Consider the following 20,438-nt stretch of genomic DNA (forward strand, 5'->3'; position numbering starts at 1 on the left):
ATCGATAAACCTTAATTAAAAGGGGGTTTTTACCCTTTTTTAATTGCTATCAATTTAATGAGCTGTACTTTAGGTGTTTATTTATCTTATTGAGTTAGTTGCTTTTTTCTTAATGACTTCCATAATTGGTTTATTGTTAATTTTACTTTCTAGCCAAGAGATAATGTCTAAGTATAAAAAAGCTCTTCTTTCATAAGGATGGTCTTCATATTCTTTTAGTCGCTCATGAAGTTTTTTAAATTCACTTTTTAATTGATGTGGATAGATATTGCCTAAGTTTCTTAAAAATTTAATCATTTCACGTTGTACTTCATGAAGGTCATTCATTTTAATTAAGAATTTATAAGTACTTTTTAATTGTAATTCTAATTTGTAATCTAAACTCGCTTCATAATGAGCTACAAGACTTAAAACTCTAGCAAAACACATTAAATCTTCTCTCATGGTTAAATTTCTATTGTCTATAATTTTCTGTAAATAAAAAATACATTTTGTGTTGTTTCCAACACCAAAATACAAACAAGCAATTTTGTAGTAAAATACCATAACGTGATGGTCGTCTATTTTATCTTGATTTATTTTTATTTTTTTTAATAGTTCATCCACTAGATAAATTCCTTTATCGAAGCTTCCTTCTAAAAAGTGTAGATTTAATTTGCTATTATAAATACATAAAAAAGTAAGAATGTTTACATTGTCATTTTTGGGAAAATCATCAAGTGAAATTGTTGCTTCTAGTTTTTCTAAAGTTTCTTTAAATAAAGTCTTGTGTTTTATTAAATACAAACATTCTAAAAGATAATTCACTCCTTTTATATACCAAACCGGATTTAAGAAAATCATTTTTGGGTTGTCATAAAATAAATCGACCCATTTTTTTGCATATTTATAACAAGACAAAAAATCTTGAATTAAAAAACTATACCATAAATGAGCCTTGTAAAGCCATAATTTTTCTCTAAAACCTAAATCAGAAATAGTATAATTAGGAAGTTCTTTGTTGAAATAAGCAGTTATTTCTTGCATTTCAGCATCGCTTTTTGCATAACCACTTTTTAACATGATACTATATAATTGCAAGGATAAATTAGATAATTTACTTGCAATAACATTTTCTTTACTGAGTTTTCTTGCCTGTGTTGTTAATTCATCTGCTCTTCCAACAATACTTCGAGTAATGTATTGCGATTCAATTATTTTTTCAAGCTCTACAATCTCATAAGCTATGTTTTTTTCTTCATTTTCAAGAGCCATACCTTTGGCTTTTTCTAATATTTTCAAACTCTGCTTATAAAGTCCTTTGTGATATAAAATAGTGGCAAAATCGAGTTGTTCACGAATTAAAATGCGATTATTCTGATTGACAGGATTCATCCGTAAACTGACTAAAATTTGCTTGTATAAATGCGCTTTTAAATTAGAAAGTTGTAGTTTGGTTACTATTTTGCTATCTAATATAATGTCCTCATTATAATCATTCATCTTGTCTAATAAATTAAATAATAAAAGAAATTTTGCATTCACATTTATGTCAAGTCGATTGGCATATAATTTAAACTGACGCTTTTCTGACCTTGAAAGCGATTTGATTAAGATAAATAAATTGTCTTTTGATAAGTTTGCCATTGTAAATAAATGAATCTTAATTTATTGTAAATCAGTAAATTGTGTATTTTAAAAATGATTTTAATACTGTAAAAGGAAAATTTAAAAACCATCCTTACGCTAAGCAAAGTATAAATTTGTATTCATATAGTAAAATTAAGTTTAATAATTCTTTTATGGATAAAGGGAAAGTACAAATATTCGACACCACATTAAGAGATGGAGAACAAGTACCTGGTTGTAAATTGAACAAAGAGCAAAAATTAATTATTGCCAAACGTTTAGATGAACTAGGAGTGGATGTGATAGAAGCTGGATTTCCAATTTCTAGTCCTGGAGATTTTGAAGCCGTTGAGGCTATTGGTAAAATAGTAAAAAATGCAACGGTTTGCGGACTTACAAGAGCGGTTGAAAAAGATATTGAAGTAGCGGCTCAAGCTTTGAAATATGCAAAAAAGCCAAGAATTCATACTGGAATTGGGACTTCGGATTCTCATATAAAATACAAGTTTAATGCTTCTAAAGAAGAAATTATCGAAAGAGCAGTTAAAGCTGTTGCTTACGCTAAAAGGTTTGTTGAAGATGTAGAATTTTATGCTGAAGATGCAGGAAGAACTGATAATGAATTTTTAGCGAAAGTATGTTCAGAAGTTATTAAAGCAGGAGCAACAGTTTTAAATATTCCAGATACTACTGGTTATTGCTTGCCTGAAGAATATGGTGCTAAAATAAAATACCTTTCTGAAAATGTTATTGGTATCGATAAAGCTATTCTGTCGTGTCATTGTCATAATGATTTGGGTTTGGCTACAGCCAATTCTATTTCAGGTGTGATTAATGGAGCCAGACAAATAGAATGTACTATAAACGGAATAGGGGAGAGAGCAGGAAATACGTCTTTGGAAGAAGTTGTCATGATTTTAAGGCAACACCCTAATTTAGGTTTGGATACCAATGTGAATGCCAAATTACTAAACGAAATGAGTCATTTGGTATCAGAAAGTATGGGTATGTTAGTGCAACCAAATAAAGCCATTGTAGGAGCAAATGCTTTTGCACACAGCTCAGGAATTCATCAAGATGGGGTAATTAAAAATCGTGAGACATACGAAATAATCAATCCAGAAGATGTTGGAGTTTCTGAATCTTCAATTATTCTTACTGCAAGAAGTGGGAGAGCTGCTTTGGCTTACAGAGCTAAAAAAATAGGATACGAATTGACAAAACTACAATTAGATATAGTATACCAAGAATTTTTAAAAGTAGCCGATAGAAAAAAAGAAGTCATCGATGATGATGTTCATAGAATTATTGAAACGAATAATATTGGAATTGTAGCTTAAAAAAATGGAAAAGAAAACCTTATTTGATAAAGTTTGGGACAGTCATGTCGTTAGTGAAGTGCCTAATGGTCCACAAATATTATATATAGATAAACATTTAATTCATGAAGTAACAAGTCCGCAAGCTTTTGCTGAATTGGAAGAACGTAATATTCCTGTTTTTCGTCCCAATCAAATTGTTGCTACTGCCGACCATAATGTTCCCACAAAGGATCAGCATCTTCCTATTAAAGATTTATTGTCTAAAAATCAATTGGAACAACTTACAAAAAACTGTGAAAAGAATAACATCACTTTATATGATTTAGGTCATCAATATCAAGGAATAGTTCATGTCATTGCACCAGAACTAGGAATTACTTTACCAGGAATGACCATGGTTTGCGGTGATAGTCATACTTCTACTCATGGTGCTTTTGGAACAATTGCTTTTGGCATTGGAACCAGTCAAGTAGCACAAGTTTTTGCTAGTCAATGTTTGTTACTGAATAAACCCAAAAGTTTGCGTGTAAATGTGAATGGAAAATTAGCGAAAGGAGTTACTCCTAAAGATGTTATTTTATATATCATTTCCCAAATTGGAACCAATTCTGGAACAGGTTATTTCTGTGAATATGCAGGAAATGTGTTCCAAGAAATGTCAATGGAAGGAAGAATGACGGTTTGCAATATGAGTATCGAAATGGGAGCAAGAGGCGGAATGATTGCACCAGATGAAGTTACTTTCGAATACATAAAAGGAAGAACATTTGCTCCAAAAGGAGAAGATTTAGAAGAAAGAATTGCTTATTGGAAAACATTGCCAACTGAAGAAGGAGCAACTTTTGATAAAGAATATGCATTTAATGCTGAAGATATCGCCCCAATGATTACTTATGGGACCAATCCAGGAATGGGAATCAAAATAAATGGAACTATTCCTGTTAATGAAGATGAATCTTTCTTGAAAGCTTTAGATTATATGGGTTTCCAAAAAGGAGAATCTTTGGTTAATAAACCAATTAATTATGTTTTTATAGGTAGTTGTACCAATTCTCGAATTGAAGACTTTAGAATTGCAGCTCAATATATTAATGGAAAACAAAAAGCGTCCAATGTAAATGCTTTAATTGTGCCTGGTTCCCAACAAGTAGCCAAACAAATCCAAGAGGAAGGTTTAACTGCTATATTCGAAAAAGCAGGTTTTGAAATTCGTCAACCAGGTTGTTCTGCATGTTTGGCTATGAATGATGATAAAATTCCAGCTGGTGAATATTGTGTTTCTACCTCCAATAGGAATTTTGAAGGAAGACAAGGACAAGGTTCGCGAACACTTCTATCAAGTCCGTTAGTAGCTGCAGCAATTGCAGTTGAAGGCAAAATTATTGATATCACCCAATATTTAAATTAAAATGGAAAAGTTTACCACATTACAGTCAAAAGCAGTTCCATTACCAATGGAAAATATAGATACAGATCAAATTATTCCAGCTCGTTTTTTAAAGGTAACTAATAAAATAGGCTTCGGAAATAACCTTTTTAGAGATTGGCGTTTTGATGATGTTGATAAGCCAACAGCATCATTCGTTTTAAATGATGATACTTATTCAGGAAAGATTTTGGTAGCTGGAGATAATTTTGGTTGTGGCAGTAGTAGAGAACATGCTGCTTGGGCTTTAGCCGATTATGGTTTTAAAGTGATTGTCTCTAGTTACTTTGCTGATATTTTTAAAGGAAATGCTTTAAATAATGGTTTATTACCTATTCAGGTTTCTCCAGAATTTTTAAAAGAAGTGCTAGGTTTGGTTACTAAAAGACCAGAAACAAAGATAATTGTTGATCTAGAAAATCAAACGATACAAGTTGATGGTATCGATTTAAAAGAATCTTTTGAAATTGATCCTTATAAAAAATTATGCATGATAAATGGTTATGATGATATTGATTTTTTAGTAAGTAATAAAGATAAAATAGAAGCTTTCGAAGTAAATAGAAGTAAAAAAGAATCCATAGTCATTTAAAATATAGAAAAGATGAAGATGAAAATAGCAGTATTATCTGGAGACGGAATTGGTCCAGAAGTAACAAAAGAATCGGTTAAAGTTTTAGAAGGCATTGCAGAGGCATTCGGACATGATTTTCAATTTACAGAAGCTTTAGTAGGTGCTATTGCTATTGATAAAACAGGAAATCCTTTGCCAGAGGAGACTCTAAATTTATGTAAAGAAAGTGATGCGGTTTTGTTTGGTGCAATCGGTGATCCAAAATATGACAATAATCCAGATGCTAAAGTAAGACCAGAACAAGGATTGTTAAAGTTGCGTAAAGAACTAGGTCTGTTTGCTAATATTCGTCCGATTACAGCATATGATTCTTTATTGGATAAATCTCCTTTGAAAAGAGAAATCATTCAAGGAACTGATATGGTTATTTACAGAGAATTAACTGGAGGAATTTATTTTGGAGAAAAGAAATTAAGTGAAGATGGTAAAGTAGCCTCTGATTTGTGTGAATATTCACAATTTGAAATTGAACGCATTGCTCATTTAGCTTTTAAAACAGCTCAACAAAGAAAGAGAAAAGTAACGTTAGTAGATAAAGCGAATGTTTTAGAATCTTCAAGATTATGGAGAAGAGTAGTGACTGAATTAGCCAAACAATATCCAGATATAGCATTAGACTTTCTTTTTGTAGATAATGCAGCTATGCAAATGATTTTAAATCCTAGTCAGTTTGATGTTATTTTAACAGAAAACATGTTTGGAGATATTATTTCAGATGAAGGTAGTGTAATAGGTGGTTCAATAGGCTTATTAGCTTCTGCTTCTGTAGGAAGTGGAACAGCTCTATTTGAACCTATTCATGGTTCATATCCTCAAGCTGCAGGAAAAAACATAGCTAATCCAATTGCTTCTATATTGAGTGCAGCTATGTTGTTAGAACAATTTTCTTTACATGATGAAGCTAGATTGATTAACAAAGCAGTAGAAATCTTATTGAATGAAAACATTGGAACAATCGATTTAAATAAAGAAAATCCATCATCCACCTCAGAAATAGGAGATGTCATTGTAAAACTAATTGATAGTCAAGAGGTGTCTATTGGAGGTTCTCATTTTGAGAATATTAAGTTGGGCAAATCGGTATATATATAAATTTAAGTTAAAAAAGTTGATTTTTTTTTTATACTGTAAGAAAAGACTTTATTTCGCGGTTAGTTATTAATCGCGATTTTTTTATGAACAAAATTTACTTTTTATTCGTTTTTTTCTGTTTTACAGTTATTAGTTTTAGCCAAAACACGTTTTCTGTTAGTGGAAAACTGGTAGACGAAAGCTCAAAATTACCTTTAGAATCAGCTACTATTTATTTTTCAAAAGTGAGCGATTCTACAGTGGTTGATTATACTATTTCTGATAAAAACGGAAATTTTAATTTTAAAATAAAAGCCATAGATTATCCAGTAAAACTTAAAGTTTCCTACTATGGTTATTTGGATTTCAAGAAACAGTTTCCTTCAATTGACAGAGAGTATGATTTAGGGTTAATCAATTTAAAAGAAAATGTTTCGACTTTAAATGAAGTAATTGTTCAATCGGAAATTCCACCTATTTCTGTAAAAACGGATACTTTAGAGTTTAATGCTTCTTCTTTTAAAGTAGGACCAGATGCGAATGTGGAGAAACTTTTAAAGCAATTACCAGGTGTAGAAATTGATACGGATGGAAAAATTACGGTAAATGGTAAGGAAGTCAATAATATTTTGGTAAACGGAAAACCTTTCTTTGGTAAAGATGGAAAAATTGTTACTCAGAATCTTCCTGCTGAAATGATTGACAAAGTACAAGTGACTGATACGAAGACCAAAAAAGAAGAATTATCTGGTCAGGCTGCTTCGGATAATACAAGTACGATTAATTTAACGATTCAAGAAGATAAAAATAAAGGACTATTTGGGAAAGCAACGGCTGGTTATGGTTCTGATGACAGATATGAATCGAGTTTGTTATTCAATTATTTTAAAGATACACGAAAAATAAGTGTTCTAGGATCGTCTAATAATATCAACTCGGTTGGATTTTCCATGGATGAAATTTTTGATAATATGGGTGGTGGTCGCAACCAATCGATTTATGTTAATAGTAATGGAAGCTTCGGTATTAATGGAATGCGTTTTGGTGGCAATTCAGGAATTACGAAATCTAATATGGTTGGAATTAATTTTTCTGATGAATGGTTTAATAAAAAGGTAGATCCAAATGGAAGTTATTATTTCTCAAACGCTATTTCAGAAAATAGAAATAGAACGAGCAGAACTAATTTATTACCCACTGGAAATACAAGTACTAATTCAGAGTCTAATTCTAAAACAGATGTTACTGGAAATTCAATTAATTTTGATTTTGAAATAAAAATAGATTCTACGACAACTTTGTATGTGTCTCCAAATTTTTCAAAGAATAAAACATTGGATAACTATACTAGTAAGGCTACTTCTTTTGATAGCACGAATGATTTGTTGAATGAGAACACAACCAATAATTTCCAACAAGATGATCGATCTAACTTTGCCAATAATTTATATTTATATAAAAAATTAAAACGAAAAGGGAGAGGATTTAGTTTAACTGTAGATAACGAAAACAGCAATAATGAGTCCAATTTAAATACTGTTACAAATACTGTTTTTTATCAGTCAGGAACACCAAATGATAGTAGGAATCAAAATCGTTTTGATACCAATAAAATGGATATGATTCGATTTGAAGTGGGCTATTCTGAACCAATAACAGATTCTTTGAAGTTGACTTTTGAAACCTCATTTAAAACTCAAAAAAATAGAAATAGTAAGCAAACATTCGATTTTGATTCTTTTACGAATGATTATTCAAATTTTAATGATTTGTTGTCTAATGAAATCACTTCTAGAAATAATACTTTCAATGGATCAGTTGGAATAAATATTACAAAGAAGAAGTATAGATTTAATCTTGATTTAGGAACTGATTTTTTAAATTATGATAATCAATCTATTTATTTGGGAAATCAAACAACGATAAAGAATAATTATATGTATCCGAATGTAACGGCTTATTTGAGTTATAAATTGGCAAAATCAAAGTCCATTTACAGTAGATATACTTATAATGTGAATTTGCCCTCTGCAGAACAATTATTGCCTTTTGAAAACCTTGCAAACCCTTTGAATACTATTATAGGAAATGCTTTTTTAAAACCCGTAGAAACCCATAATTTATACATGAATTATAACAATTATGATTATGCTACTCGATCAGGTTTATATACTTATTTTGGTGGAAATTTAAGAAGAAATCAAATCGTAAGTTCTACAGTATATGATTCCGATTTTAAAGCAAATACTACGTATCAAAATATAGATCAAACGTATAATCTTTTTACTGGTTTTAGCTTTAGTAAATCTCTAAAAAAAGAAAAAAGAACTTTTAAATATGGCTTTGGAATTGGGATGAATTACGATTTTAATCAAGGTTTGACCAATGCGGAATTGTATAAAGCAAAAGGAATTCAGCTAAACCCAAGAGTTAATCTTTCTTGGTCAATTGATGATTTAGTTACCATTGCTCCTTCTTATAGATATACCTATAATGAAACAGCTTTTGAAAACTATGTGATTGATAAAACCAATACATTCAGACATAATTTTAAAATTGAAGCAACAACATATTGGCCTAAAAATGTAGTTTTAGGGAATGATTTTGGGTATACCTATAATTCAAATATTGCAAATGGTTTTCAAAAAGATTTTTACCTATGGAATGTAAGTTTAGGTTATAATTTCTTTAAAGATCAATTATTAGCAAAAGTGAAGGTGTATGATTTGTTAAACCAAAATGTAAATGCTACTAGAACTATTACACCGACAGCGATTACAGATGAAGAAAATACTGTATTGCAACAATATGTTATGTTTTCACTAACGTACAAGTTGGAGAAATTTGGTAAAAAGAAAGATAATAATAGAATAATTATCCATTAAGATTATTACTAAATAGTATAAAATAAGGTACTCAATTGAGTACCTTATTTTATACTATTTAATGGTCAAATTCTTTGTTATTGTTGAATTGTCTTTTTTAATGATCTTTACAATATAATTACCTTCATAAATATCTTTTTTTAGTTTTAAATTGATGTAATTTTTATTTAAAATAGTAAATTGATTTTTAAAGATACTACCTGCTAAATCAATAATTTGTATTTCCCTTACCTCTCCAGAATTAATTCTAACATTCAAATAATCATTTCTTTGAACCACTTTTGGGAAAATATATTCTAAAGCATCTTGATTTAAATTACTTTCATTTTTTTCAGTAGTAGTTACTCTTTTTTGCCCAGAAGTACTAATGCTTATATCATCAATCTCAAATTGAACATATTTGTTTTCTGAGGTACTTAATTGTGATTTAAGAGATGTATAGAACCATAACTGTGAATTATTTTCTTTAGGAGTGTAGGAAATAGAGATGTTTTCCCAATTTGGATTACCTTTTGTTATGTTTTTTGTCCAAACTAACTCACTTTTATTTGGTAATGGAGGGTTTTGGCTTTGAAAATTAGCGTTTAGTTCATTTGATGTTCTCACATTAGCACTTGCAAGTATTTTATCGGCAGCGTTAATAGAAGTTGTAATTTTCATCTTAAAAGAAATTCGGTAGCTTTTTCCTGAGAGGAATTCATAATTCGTAAAAACACCTTCTATTTTGTCTTTTGTAGAAGTTAAAGAGGCCCATGTGTTTTTAGTAATATTTCCTTCTATATTAGGAGTTCCATGACTAGCATACCAATCAGAGACACAAGTTGGAGCTGTAAAACCATTGCCAATGCAGTTACTATTTAAATTTCCATTAATTAGTTCTTGTGACTGTAAGGAGGATGGTAAAAATAGGATTAGAATGTAGATTAATAACAATTTCTTCATTTCTTGATATTTTAGTGCTTGATTTTAGTTAAAGTGCACAAATATCGTTATTTATAAATAATTTACTACAAAAAAAGCAATTATGTTCCTAATAAAAAAACACCTTCTTAAAAAAGGTGTTTAGTTTTATGTATTATTATAGGTGTTTATTTTAGTTTACCAACTTCCACCAGCTCCTCCTCCAGAGAAACCACCACCACCAAATCCTCCACCGAAGCCACCGCCTCCAAATCCTCCAGAAGAACCACCACCAAAACTTCCTCCACCGCTACCGCGACCAAGACTGCTTAAAATGATTACATCCATTAAATTTGAGCCAAATCCTCCAGAACCGCCGTTACGACCATTATTCTTTCCTTTTGAAATAATAATCATTATGATGATAAAAATGATAAAAAAGATTAGTATTGGAAATCCACTTCCGCTATTTTTACCTTTTCTAGTTCCTTTATAGGTTCCTTTTATAATCTCAAAAATAGCAGTTGTTCCTTTGTCAAGCCCTTTATAATAACTACCAGCTTTGAATTCTGGAATGATTACATTACGAACAAGTTCTCCAGTAATACCAGCTGTAAGTTTATTTTCTAAGCCATATCCAGGTGAAATCCAAATTTCCCTGTCATTTTTCGATAACAAAACAATAACTCCATTATCTTCTTTGGCTTGACCAATTCCCCATTCTTGTGCCCATTTAGGAGCTAAAATTCCGATGCTTTCTCCCTTTAAATCATCAATAGTAACAATAACGATTTGTGTAGAGGTAGAATCTGAGAATTGTACGAGTTTATTTTCTAGTTGACTTTCTTCTCTTTCATTCAATACATCAGCATAATCATAAATTGAAGTTTGAAAGGAAGGTTTTTTGGGAATATCAAATTGTGCAAAGCCTAAAGTGTGTAAAAGAAATAAGGCTATCACTAAAAGATATTTCATTGATTTAAATATAAATTGTATCATTATCCTTTTGAAATTTCATTAGGTAACTCATTGGTGTCGTCAGATTGGTAAGGAAAGTAATTTTTTAACCTTTTGCCAGCTTCAATAATTCCTTTTACTAATCCTTCTTTGTTTTTATTGCTTTTGAAATTTTCTATAACTATATCTTTTGTTGAATTCCAAAAATCAGCTCCTACTACCTTGTTGATACCTTCATCACCAAGGATAGCAAAATGCTTGTTAGCCACTCCTACATAAAATAAGACACCATTCCTATCTTTAGTATTGGCCATGTTTAAAGATAAAAAAACCTCCTGAGCTCTTTCAAGAGGGGGTTTTTCTGAATGATCTTCAATATGGACTCTTATCTCACCTGAAGTGTCTTTTTCTGCTGCAACAATAGCTTGAACAATTTCTTGTTCTTCACTTGTTGTTAAGAAATCTTCTGTTTTTGACATTTTATTATTATTTTCCAAAATCAAATTCTACATCAACTGGTTTTTCAGCTCCAGCAACAGCATCAAAATAAGCTTTTTCTTTATAATCAGATAAAACTAGACTTCTTGGCATTTTTAATACATAGTTGTTGTAAACTTCAACAGATTCATTAAATCGAGTTCTAGCGGTTAGAATTTGATTTTCTGTACTAGCTAATTCGTCTTGTAATTTTAAGAAATTTTGATTGGCTTTTAAATCAGGATATCTTTCTACAGTAACCAATAATCTTGATAATGCAGAACTTACACCACTTTGAGCCTGATTAAATGCTGCCAATTGTTCAGGAGTAATATTAGTTGGGTCAATAGTAACAGAAGTTGCTTTTGCTCTAGCATTAACTACTGCTTCTAACGTAGATTTTTCAAAATCAGCAGCACCTTTAACTGTTTTAACTAAGTTACCAATTAAATCATTTCTTCTTTGATAAGAGGTTTCTACATTTCCCCATGATTTCTTTACATTTTCATTAACAGTAACAGCACCGTTTTTTACACTGATATACCAAAATATACCTATTAAAACTAGGCCTCCAATAATTATCCACGGTAAGAATTTTTTCATAATTTTAGTTTTTAAAGTTGATTTTTAATATTTAATAATTGCGTTTTTACGTTTTCTAATTTTCTAATAATGTCAAACTTGTCTAATGTCTTCTTTTGATTTTCTTTCAAATGTGTTTTAGCTCCTTCTAAAGTAAACCCTCTTTCTTTAACTAGATGAAAAATAAGTTGTAGATTCTTTACATCTTCAGGAGTGAATTTCCGATTTCCTTTGGCATTCTTCTTGGGTTTTAAAATATCAAATTCTTTTTCCCAAAATCGAATTAAGGAAGCATTGACATCGAAAGCCTTTGCTAGCTCACCAATGTTGTAATATAACTTATCTTTTGGTAAATCGATGTACATACTTGTTTTAATTCTAAATTAATTTCAAATACTTATTGTATTTAGAAAGCATAACTAAATTGATAACTTACACATTATAACATTAATCTAAAGATTGATTCTCCTGGGTAGCTAAATTTGATATAGCAATGTATTCTTCAGCAGAAATACTTCCATAATAAAAATTAATCGGATTTACTTTTTCTCCATTTTTAATTACTTCATAATGTAAATGAGGTGCTTCACTACGCCCCGTACTTCCTACATAGCCAATTATGTCACCTCTTTTTACTTTTTGTCCAGGAGTACAATTGTATTTGCTTAAATGAGCATACAAAGTTACATAGCCATAACCGTGATTTACTTCAATATGATTTCCGTATCCTGAAAGTGAGTTATCGGCTTTTAAAACTACTCCATCACCAGTAGCATAAACAGGAGTTCCTGTTGGAGAAGTAAAATCCATTCCGTAATGGAACTTTCTAATCTTTGTAAAAGGATCACTTCGATATCCAAATCCGGATGCCATACGTTTTAAATCTTCATTTTTAACTGGTTGAATGGCTGGAATTGCAGCTAATAGTTTTTCTTTTTGTTTAGCCAAAATAATAATTTCATCCAAAGACTTAGATTGTATCACTAATTCTTTTGTCAATTGATCTACTCTTTTAGTTGTATTAACTACCAGTTCTGAATTATCAAAACCTTCCAACATTTTATAGCGATTTACACCTCCAAAACCTGCTTTTCTTTCTTCTTCTTTAATTGGAGATGTGTTGAAATAGATTCTGTAAATATTATTGTCCCGATCCTCTATAGCTCCTAAAACTTCGTTCATTAGATCCATTTTCTTGTTAAGAAGCTTGTAATTTAGCTTCATAGACTCTAATTCACTAGTTAATAATTTGTCTTTAGGTGTTTCAAAATAAGGCGTATTTATTAATAGTATAAGACATAAAAAACCAAATAAAGCGGAAGCTAACAAGAATAGAAATGCATATCCAAATTTTTTACGACGTTGCGGTTTTATCCTTTTATATGCTAAATTTTCAGAATCGTAATAATATTTTACTTTAGACATGTTTTAAAATTACTATTTTTGCACCAAATTAATAGGTGTATACATTAGTTATACGAACAAAATTAAAAAATGTTTCATTCTAATCTGTTTTTTATAACGAAACTTTTTGATTTTTTATATAATAAGGTTTAAAATAGAATACATCTATTTGATTTTTAATGACAAAGGCAAAACAGAAGTAATGCCTAAAAACAATTAAAATATTTTTAATGAAATCACAAGACATTCGCAAAGCGTATTTACAATTCTTTGAAAGTAAAGGACATTTAATTGTTCCTTCAGCACCTATTGTGTTAAAAGACGATCCAACCTTGATGTTTAATAACTCAGGTATGGCTCAATTCAAAGAATATTTTTTAGGAAATGGAACCCCTAAAAGTAATCGTATAGCCGACACTCAAAAATGTCTTCGTGTTTCAGGAAAACATAATGATTTAGAAGATGTAGGTTTTGATACCTATCACCATACCATGTTTGAAATGCTTGGAAACTGGTCTTTTGGAGATTATTTCAAAAAAGAAGCGTTGCCTTGGGCTTGGGAATTTCTAACAGAAGTCTTAAAATTAGATAAAGACCGTTTGTATGTATCCGTTTTTGAAGGAAATGAAGCTGAAAATGTACCTTTCGATCAAGAAGCATTTGATATTTGGAAACAATTTGTACCAGAAGACCGAATTATTTTGGGGAACAAAAAAGATAATTTTTGGGAAATGGGTGACCAAGGACCTTGCGGACCTTGTTCTGAAATTCATATTGATTTGCGAACTGAGGAAGAAAGAAAAGCAGTTTCAGGGCGTGATTTAGTAAATGCAGATCATCCTCAAGTAGTGGAAATTTGGAACAATGTCTTTATGGAATTCAATCGTAAAGCAGATGGTTCTTTAGAAAAATTACCAGCACAACACGTAGATACTGGAATGGGATTTGAACGTTTGTGTATGGCCATGCAAGGCGTGACTTCTAATTATGATACCGATGTTTTTACACCACTTATTGAAAAAGTAGAACAAATTACAGGATTAAAATACACTTCAAACGAAGTTAAAAATATATCAGAGGAACAAAATAAAACCAATATTGCGATTCGTGTAATTGTTGATCACGTAAGAGCTGTCGCTTTTGCTATTGCTGACGGACAGTTGCCTTCCAATACAGGTGCAGGTTATGTAATTCGTAGGATTTTACGTCGTGCTATTCGTTATGGATTTACTTTTTTGGATACCAAAGAACCATTTATCTATGAATTAGTAGCTATTTTGGCAAATCAAATGGGCGAGTTTTTCCCTGAAATTAAGAAACAACAAGTTTTAGTTACTAATGTAATTCGTGAAGAAGAAGCTTCTTTTTTACGAACTTTAGAACAAGGATTACAATTATTAGATACTGTTATTGCTGAAACAAATGGAAAGGAAGTTTTAGGTGCAAAAGCATTTGAATTATATGATACTTTTGGTTTTCCAAAGGACTTAACCGCTTTAATTTTAAAAGAAAAAGGGTATTCTTTAGACGAAAAAGGATTTGAAGTTGAATTACAAAAGCAAAAAGCACGTTCAAGAGCCGCATCAGAAGTGTCAACTGAAGATTGGTCGGTTTTAATTCCTGGAAATGTAGAAACATTTGTTGGTTATGACCAAACTGAAAATGAAGTTAAAATCACGCGTATTCGTAAAGTAGATTCTAAAAAAGATGGCGTTTTGTACCAAATTGTTTTAGATAACACTCCCTTTTATCCAGAAGGAGGAGGACAAGTAGGTGATAGAGGAACTTTAGTTTCTGCAAATGAGAAGATTGAAATTATAGACACTAAAAAAGAGAATAATTTAATATTGCACATTACAAAGCAGTTGCCAGAGAACTTGGAAGCTAGTTTTGTAGCCAAAGTAAATACAGATTTAAGAACTTCATCATCAAAAAATCACTCAGCTACGCATTTGATGCATTTGGCTTTGCGTACTGTTTTAGGAACACATGTAGAGCAAAAAGGATCATTGGTGAATCCAAATTATTTACGATTTGACTTCTCTCATTTTGCGAAAGTAACAGAGGAAGAATTGAAACAAGTAGAAGATTTTGTAAACCAAAGAATTCAAGAACAATTGCCACTAATTGAAAGAAGAAGTATTCCTATCCAGCAAGCTTTAGACGAAGGAGCAATGGCTTTGTTTGGAGAAAAATATGGAGATAACGTTCGTGCCATAAAATTTGGTGATTCTATGGAGTTGTGTGGAGGAATTCACGTGTCAAACACAGCAGATATTTGGCATTTTAAAATCATTTCTGAAGGTGCTGTTGCTGCTGGAATTCGACGTATAGAAGCAATAACTGGTGATGCTGTGAAAGATTTCTTTGCGAATCAAGAAAGCACTTTAGTAGAAATTAAGGAAACGCTAAAAAATCCACAAGATGTTTTAAAGGCTGTAGGTTCTTTACAAGAAGAAAATGCGAAATTGAAAAAACAAGTAGAACAATTATTAAAAGATAAAGCAAAAGGATTAAAAGGCGAATTGGTAGCTCAAATTGAAGAAGTAAATGGAGTGAAGTTTTTAGCAACCCAAGTGGATTTAGATGCCAATGGAGCAAAAGATTTGGCTTACGAATTAGGGAATAATGAAACTAATTTGTTCTTAGTTTTAGCCACTGCAGCTGATGAAAAGCCTATGTTAACGTGCTATATTTCCAAAGAATTAGTAGCTAACAAAGGATTAAATGCAGGACAAGTGGTTCGTGAATTAGGAAAATACATTCAAGGTGGAGGAGGAGGACAACCGTTCTTCGCAACTGCTGGTGGAAAAAATGTAAATGGAATTAAAGAGGCTTTGGAGAAATCAGTTGATTTTGTGAAGTAATAAAAAGTAATTTATGAAATTTATTTTAGCCCTATTATTAGTATTGCCTTTTTTAGGAAATGCACAACGTTTCCCATCACCACCTTCTACTAGTCAGATTAATAATCAGATGATGAGTCAACAAAATCAAATGATGCAACAGCAACAAATGATGCGCATGATGCAAAACAAAGTGGTAACAAATGAAGAGAAATTGGAAAAAGAAGAAACTAAAGTTTTTAATGCTAAAATTAAAAAAGAAAAATTATCGCAACAATTAGAAGAACAAAATAATCAGTTACTAATTCTTGAGAGTGAAAATAATTTATCTGAAATTGATAAGGTTAAAAAGAAAGAGAAGCTAAATAAGGAATTAGATAAAATAAATAATAAGATTGATAAAGTCACTCAAAAAATAACAGTTTCTTCAAAAAAAATAGTAGCATTAAAAAAAACGATTCAAGAAACAAAAAAAGAACTTGAAGCAAAAAAGAAAGAGAAAGAATTGAAGAAAAAGAAAAAGCTATAATGAAAAATTTATTTTTATAGTAAAACCTCTTAATTAAGTAATTAAGAGGTTTTTTAAATTTCCACAACAGCAATCGCTTCAATTTCAATGAGCCATTCTTTTTTACCTAAGGCTTGAATGCCTACTAAAGTACTTGCTGGATAGTTATCTTTACCTAAAAAATCTTTTCGAACTTTTCTAAAAATTGGTAAGTCTATTTCTGGAGTGAAATTTACAATGTAGGTGTTCATTTTTACTACATCTTTAAAAGAAGCATTACCGTTTTTTAATTCGTGTTCTAAATTTTTAAATGTAGCGATAGTTTGTTCTTCTAAATTTTTCCCATCTCCAATTTGAACTGAAATAGCGTTTTTATGTTTCCCGCTGTAACAACTACTGTTTGTGAAAACCTTCATTTGGATTGAGGTATTCTTTAGAAAATGCAGCCATTTTTTTAAGTATGTTAAAAATTAAGTAGTTTGTCAAATTTACTTATCTTAAGTAGTTTTTTTTTATTTTCTTTGCGAATTAACCCAATAAAGTATAAAATGAAAAAAATTCTTACAACCTTGAGCATAATAGCTTTAGTTTTTACTTCATGTTCAAAAGATGATTCCCCTTCTGAAGAGACTTCTTCTTCAGTTCTAGTTAAAAAAATGATTTTAACATCTACTGATGAAGATGATGATAGTTATTACAATTCTACTTATAATTTTTCATATAATGGTAATAAAATTACAACTGTAACACATGATAATGGTCGTGATGAATACACATACAGTAATGAGTTGTTAACAAAAATTGAAACGTATGATTTAACTAATGTACTGGTATATGAAGAGATTTTTACTTATAATTCAACTAGTCAATTAGTAGATTACAAATTTAGAGATATTTTAGATGATTTTGAAGATGTAAATCTTTATACCTATAATTCGAACGGCACAATTACGGTAAAGAATTTTCATCGTAGTATAGGAAGTACTACAGTTCCAACAATAACTTATGATTCGGTTTATTATTTGACAAATGGAGAGATAAGTAAAATTGAAAATTCTAATGGTACTTACATTGGAATACATGATGGTAAAAATAGTCCTTTTAAAAATGTTATAGGATTGAATAATGCTATTATTTTAGATGCACATATGGGTGATTATGAGTTTTATGGAGCAAGTAGTAATTATGTATCTTTAGCAGTAAATACCAATATTGGGTTATGGGGCACATATACTTATGATTCAAACAACTATCCAGTAACTGCAGAGTTTGTTTTTAAAAATAGTCCTACTGAAGCAACTGTAAATGCTCAATATTTCTATAATTAAGAGAAGAGTATAAAAAAGAAACCCAAAACGATTCGTTTTGGGTTTCTTTTTTATTATTACTTTTGAAAATAATTGAATCATAGACATATTTTCAAATTGACACATTCCTTTAGATGCAATTCACAACAAAAATTCCCATTTCAAAAAGCAATAACCCAATAGATTACAATTCTAAAATTTTGTCTTTAGGATCTTGTTTTACCGAAAATATAGGAGCTAAATTCCAGTATTATAAATTCCAAACAACAACCAATCCTTTTGGAATTATTTTTAATGTTGTTTCTATTGAAAAATTGGTAAACAGAATAGTAAATGGAATTCAATTTACAGAGAAAGATGTTTTTTATCATAATGATTTATGGCATTGTTATGAAGTGCATTCCGAACTTTCAAATCCAAATAAAGAAGTTTTTCTTAAGAGATTAAATAGTATTGTAGCATTTTTAAGTCATCAAATTCTAGAATCTACACATGTAATTATTACGCTAGGAACTTCTTGGGTTTACAGAAATATTGATTCTGGTGAAATTGTTGCTAATTGTCATAAAGTACCACAAAAACAGTTTACCAAAGAATTACTTTTGGTGGAAACCATAGAAAAAAGTATCACAAATATTGTTGCATTGGTACACCAAATAAATAAAGGTGTGAAATTTATTTTTACTGTTTCACCAGTGAGACATATAAAAGATGGTTTTGTAGAAAACACTATTAGTAAAGCGCATTTAATTAGTGCCATTCATAAAATCATTAATTATCAACCATCAACCATTAATTATTTTCCTTCTTACGAAATTTTACTTGACGAACTTCGAGATTACCGATTTTATGCGGAAGATATGTTACATCCTAATCAAGTGGCTATCGATTATATTTGGCAACGTTTTAAAGAAAGTGTTATTTTTGAAGAGGTATTTCAAACTATGGATGAAATAGAAGCAATTCAAAAAGCATTAGCACATCGACCTTTTAATCCTAATTCTGAAAGTCATAAAAAATTTCTTATGAACCTTCATAAAAAAATACAATTACTTCAAGACCAATTCCCCTTTGTTCAATTTTAAATGAAATAGGGCAATTGCCGTATTGATTAACTAGCTAGTTTTCTACAATTTTGTATTGTTAATCATTATAAACAATACCTTATGAAAACAAAATTAACTTCATTTTTACTTTTTGTGGTTCTATTATTTATCCAAAATGTATCAGCACAAGAACTTGGCGAATTTAAACCAAAAGACGATACTTTTGGACTTGGAAAACTAAATTCAAAATCAAAGAAAATTTATATTTCTAATTTTTCGATTAACTATCAATTGTTTAACGAAAAAGAGAAAACCAAAAAAGGAGGTTCATTATTTCGAGACAAAGGGGTTCGAGGAGATGCAACTGCTGAGTTAATGGTAGGTTTAGGAAGTTTGAGTGAAAATGATTTTCAAACCATTACAAATACTTTATATCAAGATTTTGTAAGTGATTTAAAAAGTAAAGGATTTGAAATATTAAGTGCAGATGTAGCAGGAAAAACAGATACATATAAAGGATGGACAAAGGCAAGTGGACCAAAACTTGAAGTTTCAGAAATGCCAGGTATCATTACAGCTTATCCAGAAGATTATACTTTTTATTACAAAGAGCAAACAAAAGCAGGCAAATTTTTTGGAAACAAATTTGCAGCAATGGATAAAACACTCCAAACTTTATCAAAAGAAATGGAAGATGCCATTGTTGTTGATGTGGATTTGTATGTGTTCTTTATGAAAGATTTATATGCTTTTCAAGGAAATGCTGCTAACATTAAAATTAAGACACAGTTGAGTTTAGTGGCGAATGAAGCAGTTTCAGCAAAAAGTAATGATAAAGGGATTGCTTTTAGAAAGAAAGTAGAATATGCTACAGGAATTAATAGTATTCAGTTTGTTTGTGGTAAATATGCAATTGGTGGTAGTGCAGAATCGGTATACACAGGCACCTTAAAAAAAGATTTAATAATCAATAATGTAATTGATGAAAAAGTAATTCAAAGTTATGCAAAAGGGGCTGTGGATTTTGTAGGAACTGATACTTATTTTGGAAAATATTATGAAGCCGAAAATAAGTCATCAGCTAAGACAACAATTATCCCTATAGATACTAAAAAATACAATGAAGGAGTTGTAAAAGCTGGAAAAGAATTTTTGAAATACCATTTAGATGCCTTTTCTAGTGAGTTTAAATAATTTGTTTTGTTTGTTATTATAAAATAGGGATGTAAATCCCTATTTTATATTTATAATAGCATTTGGTACTTAAAAAAATGAGGATGAAAACTTGCGAATAGTTAACCAATACATAAATAATCATTTTTCATTTTTTTACTGACACAACCTTATTTGACTATATAATTTGATATTTTTTAATAGTAATTTATTAATAGTATTTGGTATTACAAATCTGACTTTTTTGTTATTTTTAGATAAATTTAAAAGAACAAGTCAACCTTTAAAATAA

18 protein-coding genes are annotated in these 20,438 nt (G+C 30.2%); 10 read left to right on the forward strand and 8 right to left on the reverse strand.

Going from position 1 to position 20,438, the window contains the following annotated elements:
* Positions 1-81 precede the first annotated feature (81 nt).
* A complete protein-coding gene (locus FIA58_RS20230) occupies positions 82-1,626 on the reverse strand; it encodes a hypothetical protein (protein WP_140964518.1) in 1,545 nt (514 codons plus the stop codon).
* A gap of 155 nt (positions 1,627-1,781) precedes the next feature.
* On the opposite strand from FIA58_RS20230, the gene FIA58_RS20235 reads away from it, so the two are divergent.
* From FIA58_RS20235 to FIA58_RS20255, 5 genes are all read left to right on the forward strand, one after another.
* Positions 1,782-2,948: a 2-isopropylmalate synthase gene (locus FIA58_RS20235; protein ID WP_140964519.1), complete on the forward strand. Its 1,167-nt coding sequence runs from the start codon at positions 1,782-1,784 to the stop codon at positions 2,946-2,948.
* 4 nt (positions 2,949-2,952) lie between these two features.
* Positions 2,953-4,338, forward strand: a complete 1,386-nt coding sequence (gene leuC / locus FIA58_RS20240) for a 3-isopropylmalate dehydratase large subunit (protein ID WP_140964520.1) — start codon at positions 2,953-2,955, stop codon at positions 4,336-4,338.
* Between the two features lies 1 nt (position 4,339).
* Positions 4,340-4,948, forward strand: a complete 609-nt coding sequence (gene leuD, locus FIA58_RS20245; RefSeq protein WP_140964521.1) for a 3-isopropylmalate dehydratase small subunit — start codon at positions 4,340-4,342, stop codon at positions 4,946-4,948.
* Between the two features lie 12 nt (positions 4,949-4,960).
* Positions 4,961-6,082 (forward strand): 3-isopropylmalate dehydrogenase, encoded by a 1,122-nt coding sequence (leuB, locus tag FIA58_RS20250; RefSeq protein WP_140964522.1) that lies wholly within the window; start codon positions 4,961-4,963, stop codon positions 6,080-6,082.
* Between the two features lie 83 nt (positions 6,083-6,165).
* Positions 6,166-8,946: an outer membrane beta-barrel protein gene (locus FIA58_RS20255; protein ID WP_140964523.1), complete on the forward strand. Its 2,781-nt coding sequence runs from the start codon at positions 6,166-6,168 to the stop codon at positions 8,944-8,946.
* Between the two features lie 54 nt (positions 8,947-9,000).
* Here FIA58_RS20255 and FIA58_RS20260 read toward each other — a convergent pair whose 3' ends face one another.
* The 6 genes from FIA58_RS20260 to FIA58_RS20285 all read right to left on the reverse strand — a co-directional run bounded on the left by FIA58_RS20260 (position 9,001) and on the right by FIA58_RS20285 (position 13,287).
* Complete coding sequence (locus tag FIA58_RS20260; RefSeq protein WP_140964524.1) at positions 9,001-9,888, reverse strand: hypothetical protein; 888 nt, start codon at positions 9,886-9,888, stop codon at positions 9,001-9,003.
* A gap of 156 nt (positions 9,889-10,044) precedes the next feature.
* Positions 10,045-10,845, reverse strand: coding sequence for a TPM domain-containing protein (locus FIA58_RS20265; protein WP_165928967.1), 801 nt, complete (start codon positions 10,843-10,845; stop codon positions 10,045-10,047).
* Positions 10,845-11,282, reverse strand: coding sequence for a TPM domain-containing protein (locus FIA58_RS20270; RefSeq protein ID WP_140964526.1), 438 nt, complete (start codon positions 11,280-11,282; stop codon positions 10,845-10,847). The genes FIA58_RS20265 and FIA58_RS20270 overlap by 1 nt, the downstream gene beginning before the upstream one ends.
* Positions 11,283-11,289: 7 nt before the next feature.
* Positions 11,290-11,883, reverse strand: coding sequence for a LemA family protein (locus FIA58_RS20275; RefSeq protein ID WP_140964527.1), 594 nt, complete (start codon positions 11,881-11,883; stop codon positions 11,290-11,292).
* Between the two features lie 11 nt (positions 11,884-11,894).
* Positions 11,895-12,227 (reverse strand): MerR family transcriptional regulator, encoded by a 333-nt coding sequence (locus FIA58_RS20280; protein WP_140964528.1) that lies wholly within the window; start codon positions 12,225-12,227, stop codon positions 11,895-11,897.
* An 82-nt stretch (positions 12,228-12,309) separates the two neighbouring features.
* Complete coding sequence (locus FIA58_RS20285; RefSeq protein ID WP_140964529.1) at positions 12,310-13,287, reverse strand: M23 family metallopeptidase; 978 nt, start codon at positions 13,285-13,287, stop codon at positions 12,310-12,312.
* A gap of 209 nt (positions 13,288-13,496) precedes the next feature.
* On the opposite strand from FIA58_RS20285, the gene alaS reads away from it, so the two are divergent.
* Together alaS and FIA58_RS20295 are read left to right on the forward strand one after the other, a co-directional pair.
* The gene (alaS, locus tag FIA58_RS20290) at positions 13,497-16,133 is read left to right on the forward strand and encodes an alanine--tRNA ligase (RefSeq protein ID WP_140964530.1); all 2,637 of its coding nucleotides are present in this window, start codon (positions 13,497-13,499) and stop codon (positions 16,131-16,133) included.
* 13 nt (positions 16,134-16,146) lie between these two features.
* Positions 16,147-16,641, forward strand: a complete 495-nt coding sequence (locus FIA58_RS20295) for a hypothetical protein (protein WP_140964531.1) — start codon at positions 16,147-16,149, stop codon at positions 16,639-16,641.
* 53 nt (positions 16,642-16,694) lie between these two features.
* On the opposite strand, the gene FIA58_RS20300 is transcribed toward FIA58_RS20295, so the two are convergent.
* Positions 16,695-17,036, reverse strand: coding sequence for a RidA family protein (locus FIA58_RS20300; RefSeq protein ID WP_140964532.1), 342 nt, complete (start codon positions 17,034-17,036; stop codon positions 16,695-16,697).
* Between the two features lie 132 nt (positions 17,037-17,168).
* Here FIA58_RS20300 and FIA58_RS20305 point away from each other — a divergent pair, with 132 nt between their 5' ends.
* The 3 genes from FIA58_RS20305 (at position 17,169) to FIA58_RS20315 (ending at position 20,167) form a co-directional block, all read left to right on the forward strand.
* Positions 17,169-17,948 carry a hypothetical protein gene (locus tag FIA58_RS20305; RefSeq protein ID WP_140964533.1) on the forward strand — a complete coding sequence of 260 codons (780 nt, stop codon included), beginning with the start codon at positions 17,169-17,171 and terminating at the stop codon, positions 17,946-17,948.
* Between the two features lie 113 nt (positions 17,949-18,061).
* Complete coding sequence (locus FIA58_RS20310; protein ID WP_140964534.1) at positions 18,062-19,012, forward strand: GSCFA domain-containing protein; 951 nt, start codon at positions 18,062-18,064, stop codon at positions 19,010-19,012.
* 81 nt (positions 19,013-19,093) lie between these two features.
* Entirely contained in the window at positions 19,094-20,167 is a 1,074-nt protein-coding gene (locus tag FIA58_RS20315) for a hypothetical protein (protein ID WP_140964535.1), read from the forward strand.
* Positions 20,168-20,438 lie beyond the last annotated feature (271 nt).

The sequence above is a fragment of the Flavobacterium jejuense genome, from assembly GCF_006491595.2.
GTDB lineage: Bacteria > Bacteroidota > Bacteroidia > Flavobacteriales > Flavobacteriaceae > Flavobacterium > Flavobacterium jejuense.

Bases quoted from the DNA above. Each gene is read 5' to 3' on its own strand.
- FIA58_RS20230 (WP_140964518.1), bottom strand. From the start codon at position 1,626: ATGGCAAACTTATCAAAAGACAATTTATTTATCTTAATCAAATCGCTT.
- FIA58_RS20235 (WP_140964519.1), top strand. From the start codon at position 1,782: ATGGATAAAGGGAAAGTACAAATATTCGACACCACATTAAGAGATGGA.
- leuC (WP_140964520.1), top strand. From the start codon at position 2,953: ATGGAAAAGAAAACCTTATTTGATAAAGTTTGGGACAGTCATGTCGTT.
- leuD (WP_140964521.1), top strand. From the start codon at position 4,340: ATGGAAAAGTTTACCACATTACAGTCAAAAGCAGTTCCATTACCAATG.
- leuB (WP_140964522.1), top strand. From the start codon at position 4,961: ATGAAGATGAAAATAGCAGTATTATCTGGAGACGGAATTGGTCCAGAA.
- FIA58_RS20255 (WP_140964523.1), top strand. From the start codon at position 6,166: ATGAACAAAATTTACTTTTTATTCGTTTTTTTCTGTTTTACAGTTATT.
- FIA58_RS20260 (WP_140964524.1), bottom strand. From the start codon at position 9,888: ATGAAGAAATTGTTATTAATCTACATTCTAATCCTATTTTTACCATCC.
- FIA58_RS20265 (WP_165928967.1), bottom strand. From the start codon at position 10,845: ATGATACAATTTATATTTAAATCAATGAAATATCTTTTAGTGATAGCC.
- FIA58_RS20270 (WP_140964526.1), bottom strand. From the start codon at position 11,282: ATGTCAAAAACAGAAGATTTCTTAACAACAAGTGAAGAACAAGAAATT.
- FIA58_RS20275 (WP_140964527.1), bottom strand. From the start codon at position 11,883: ATGAAAAAATTCTTACCGTGGATAATTATTGGAGGCCTAGTTTTAATA.
- FIA58_RS20280 (WP_140964528.1), bottom strand. From the start codon at position 12,227: ATGTACATCGATTTACCAAAAGATAAGTTATATTACAACATTGGTGAG.
- FIA58_RS20285 (WP_140964529.1), bottom strand. From the start codon at position 13,287: ATGTCTAAAGTAAAATATTATTACGATTCTGAAAATTTAGCATATAAA.
- alaS (WP_140964530.1), top strand. From the start codon at position 13,497: ATGAAATCACAAGACATTCGCAAAGCGTATTTACAATTCTTTGAAAGT.
- FIA58_RS20295 (WP_140964531.1), top strand. From the start codon at position 16,147: ATGAAATTTATTTTAGCCCTATTATTAGTATTGCCTTTTTTAGGAAAT.
- FIA58_RS20300 (WP_140964532.1), bottom strand. From the start codon at position 17,036: ATGAAGGTTTTCACAAACAGTAGTTGTTACAGCGGGAAACATAAAAAC.
- FIA58_RS20305 (WP_140964533.1), top strand. From the start codon at position 17,169: ATGAAAAAAATTCTTACAACCTTGAGCATAATAGCTTTAGTTTTTACT.
- FIA58_RS20310 (WP_140964534.1), top strand. From the start codon at position 18,062: ATGCAATTCACAACAAAAATTCCCATTTCAAAAAGCAATAACCCAATA.
- FIA58_RS20315 (WP_140964535.1), top strand. From the start codon at position 19,094: ATGAAAACAAAATTAACTTCATTTTTACTTTTTGTGGTTCTATTATTT.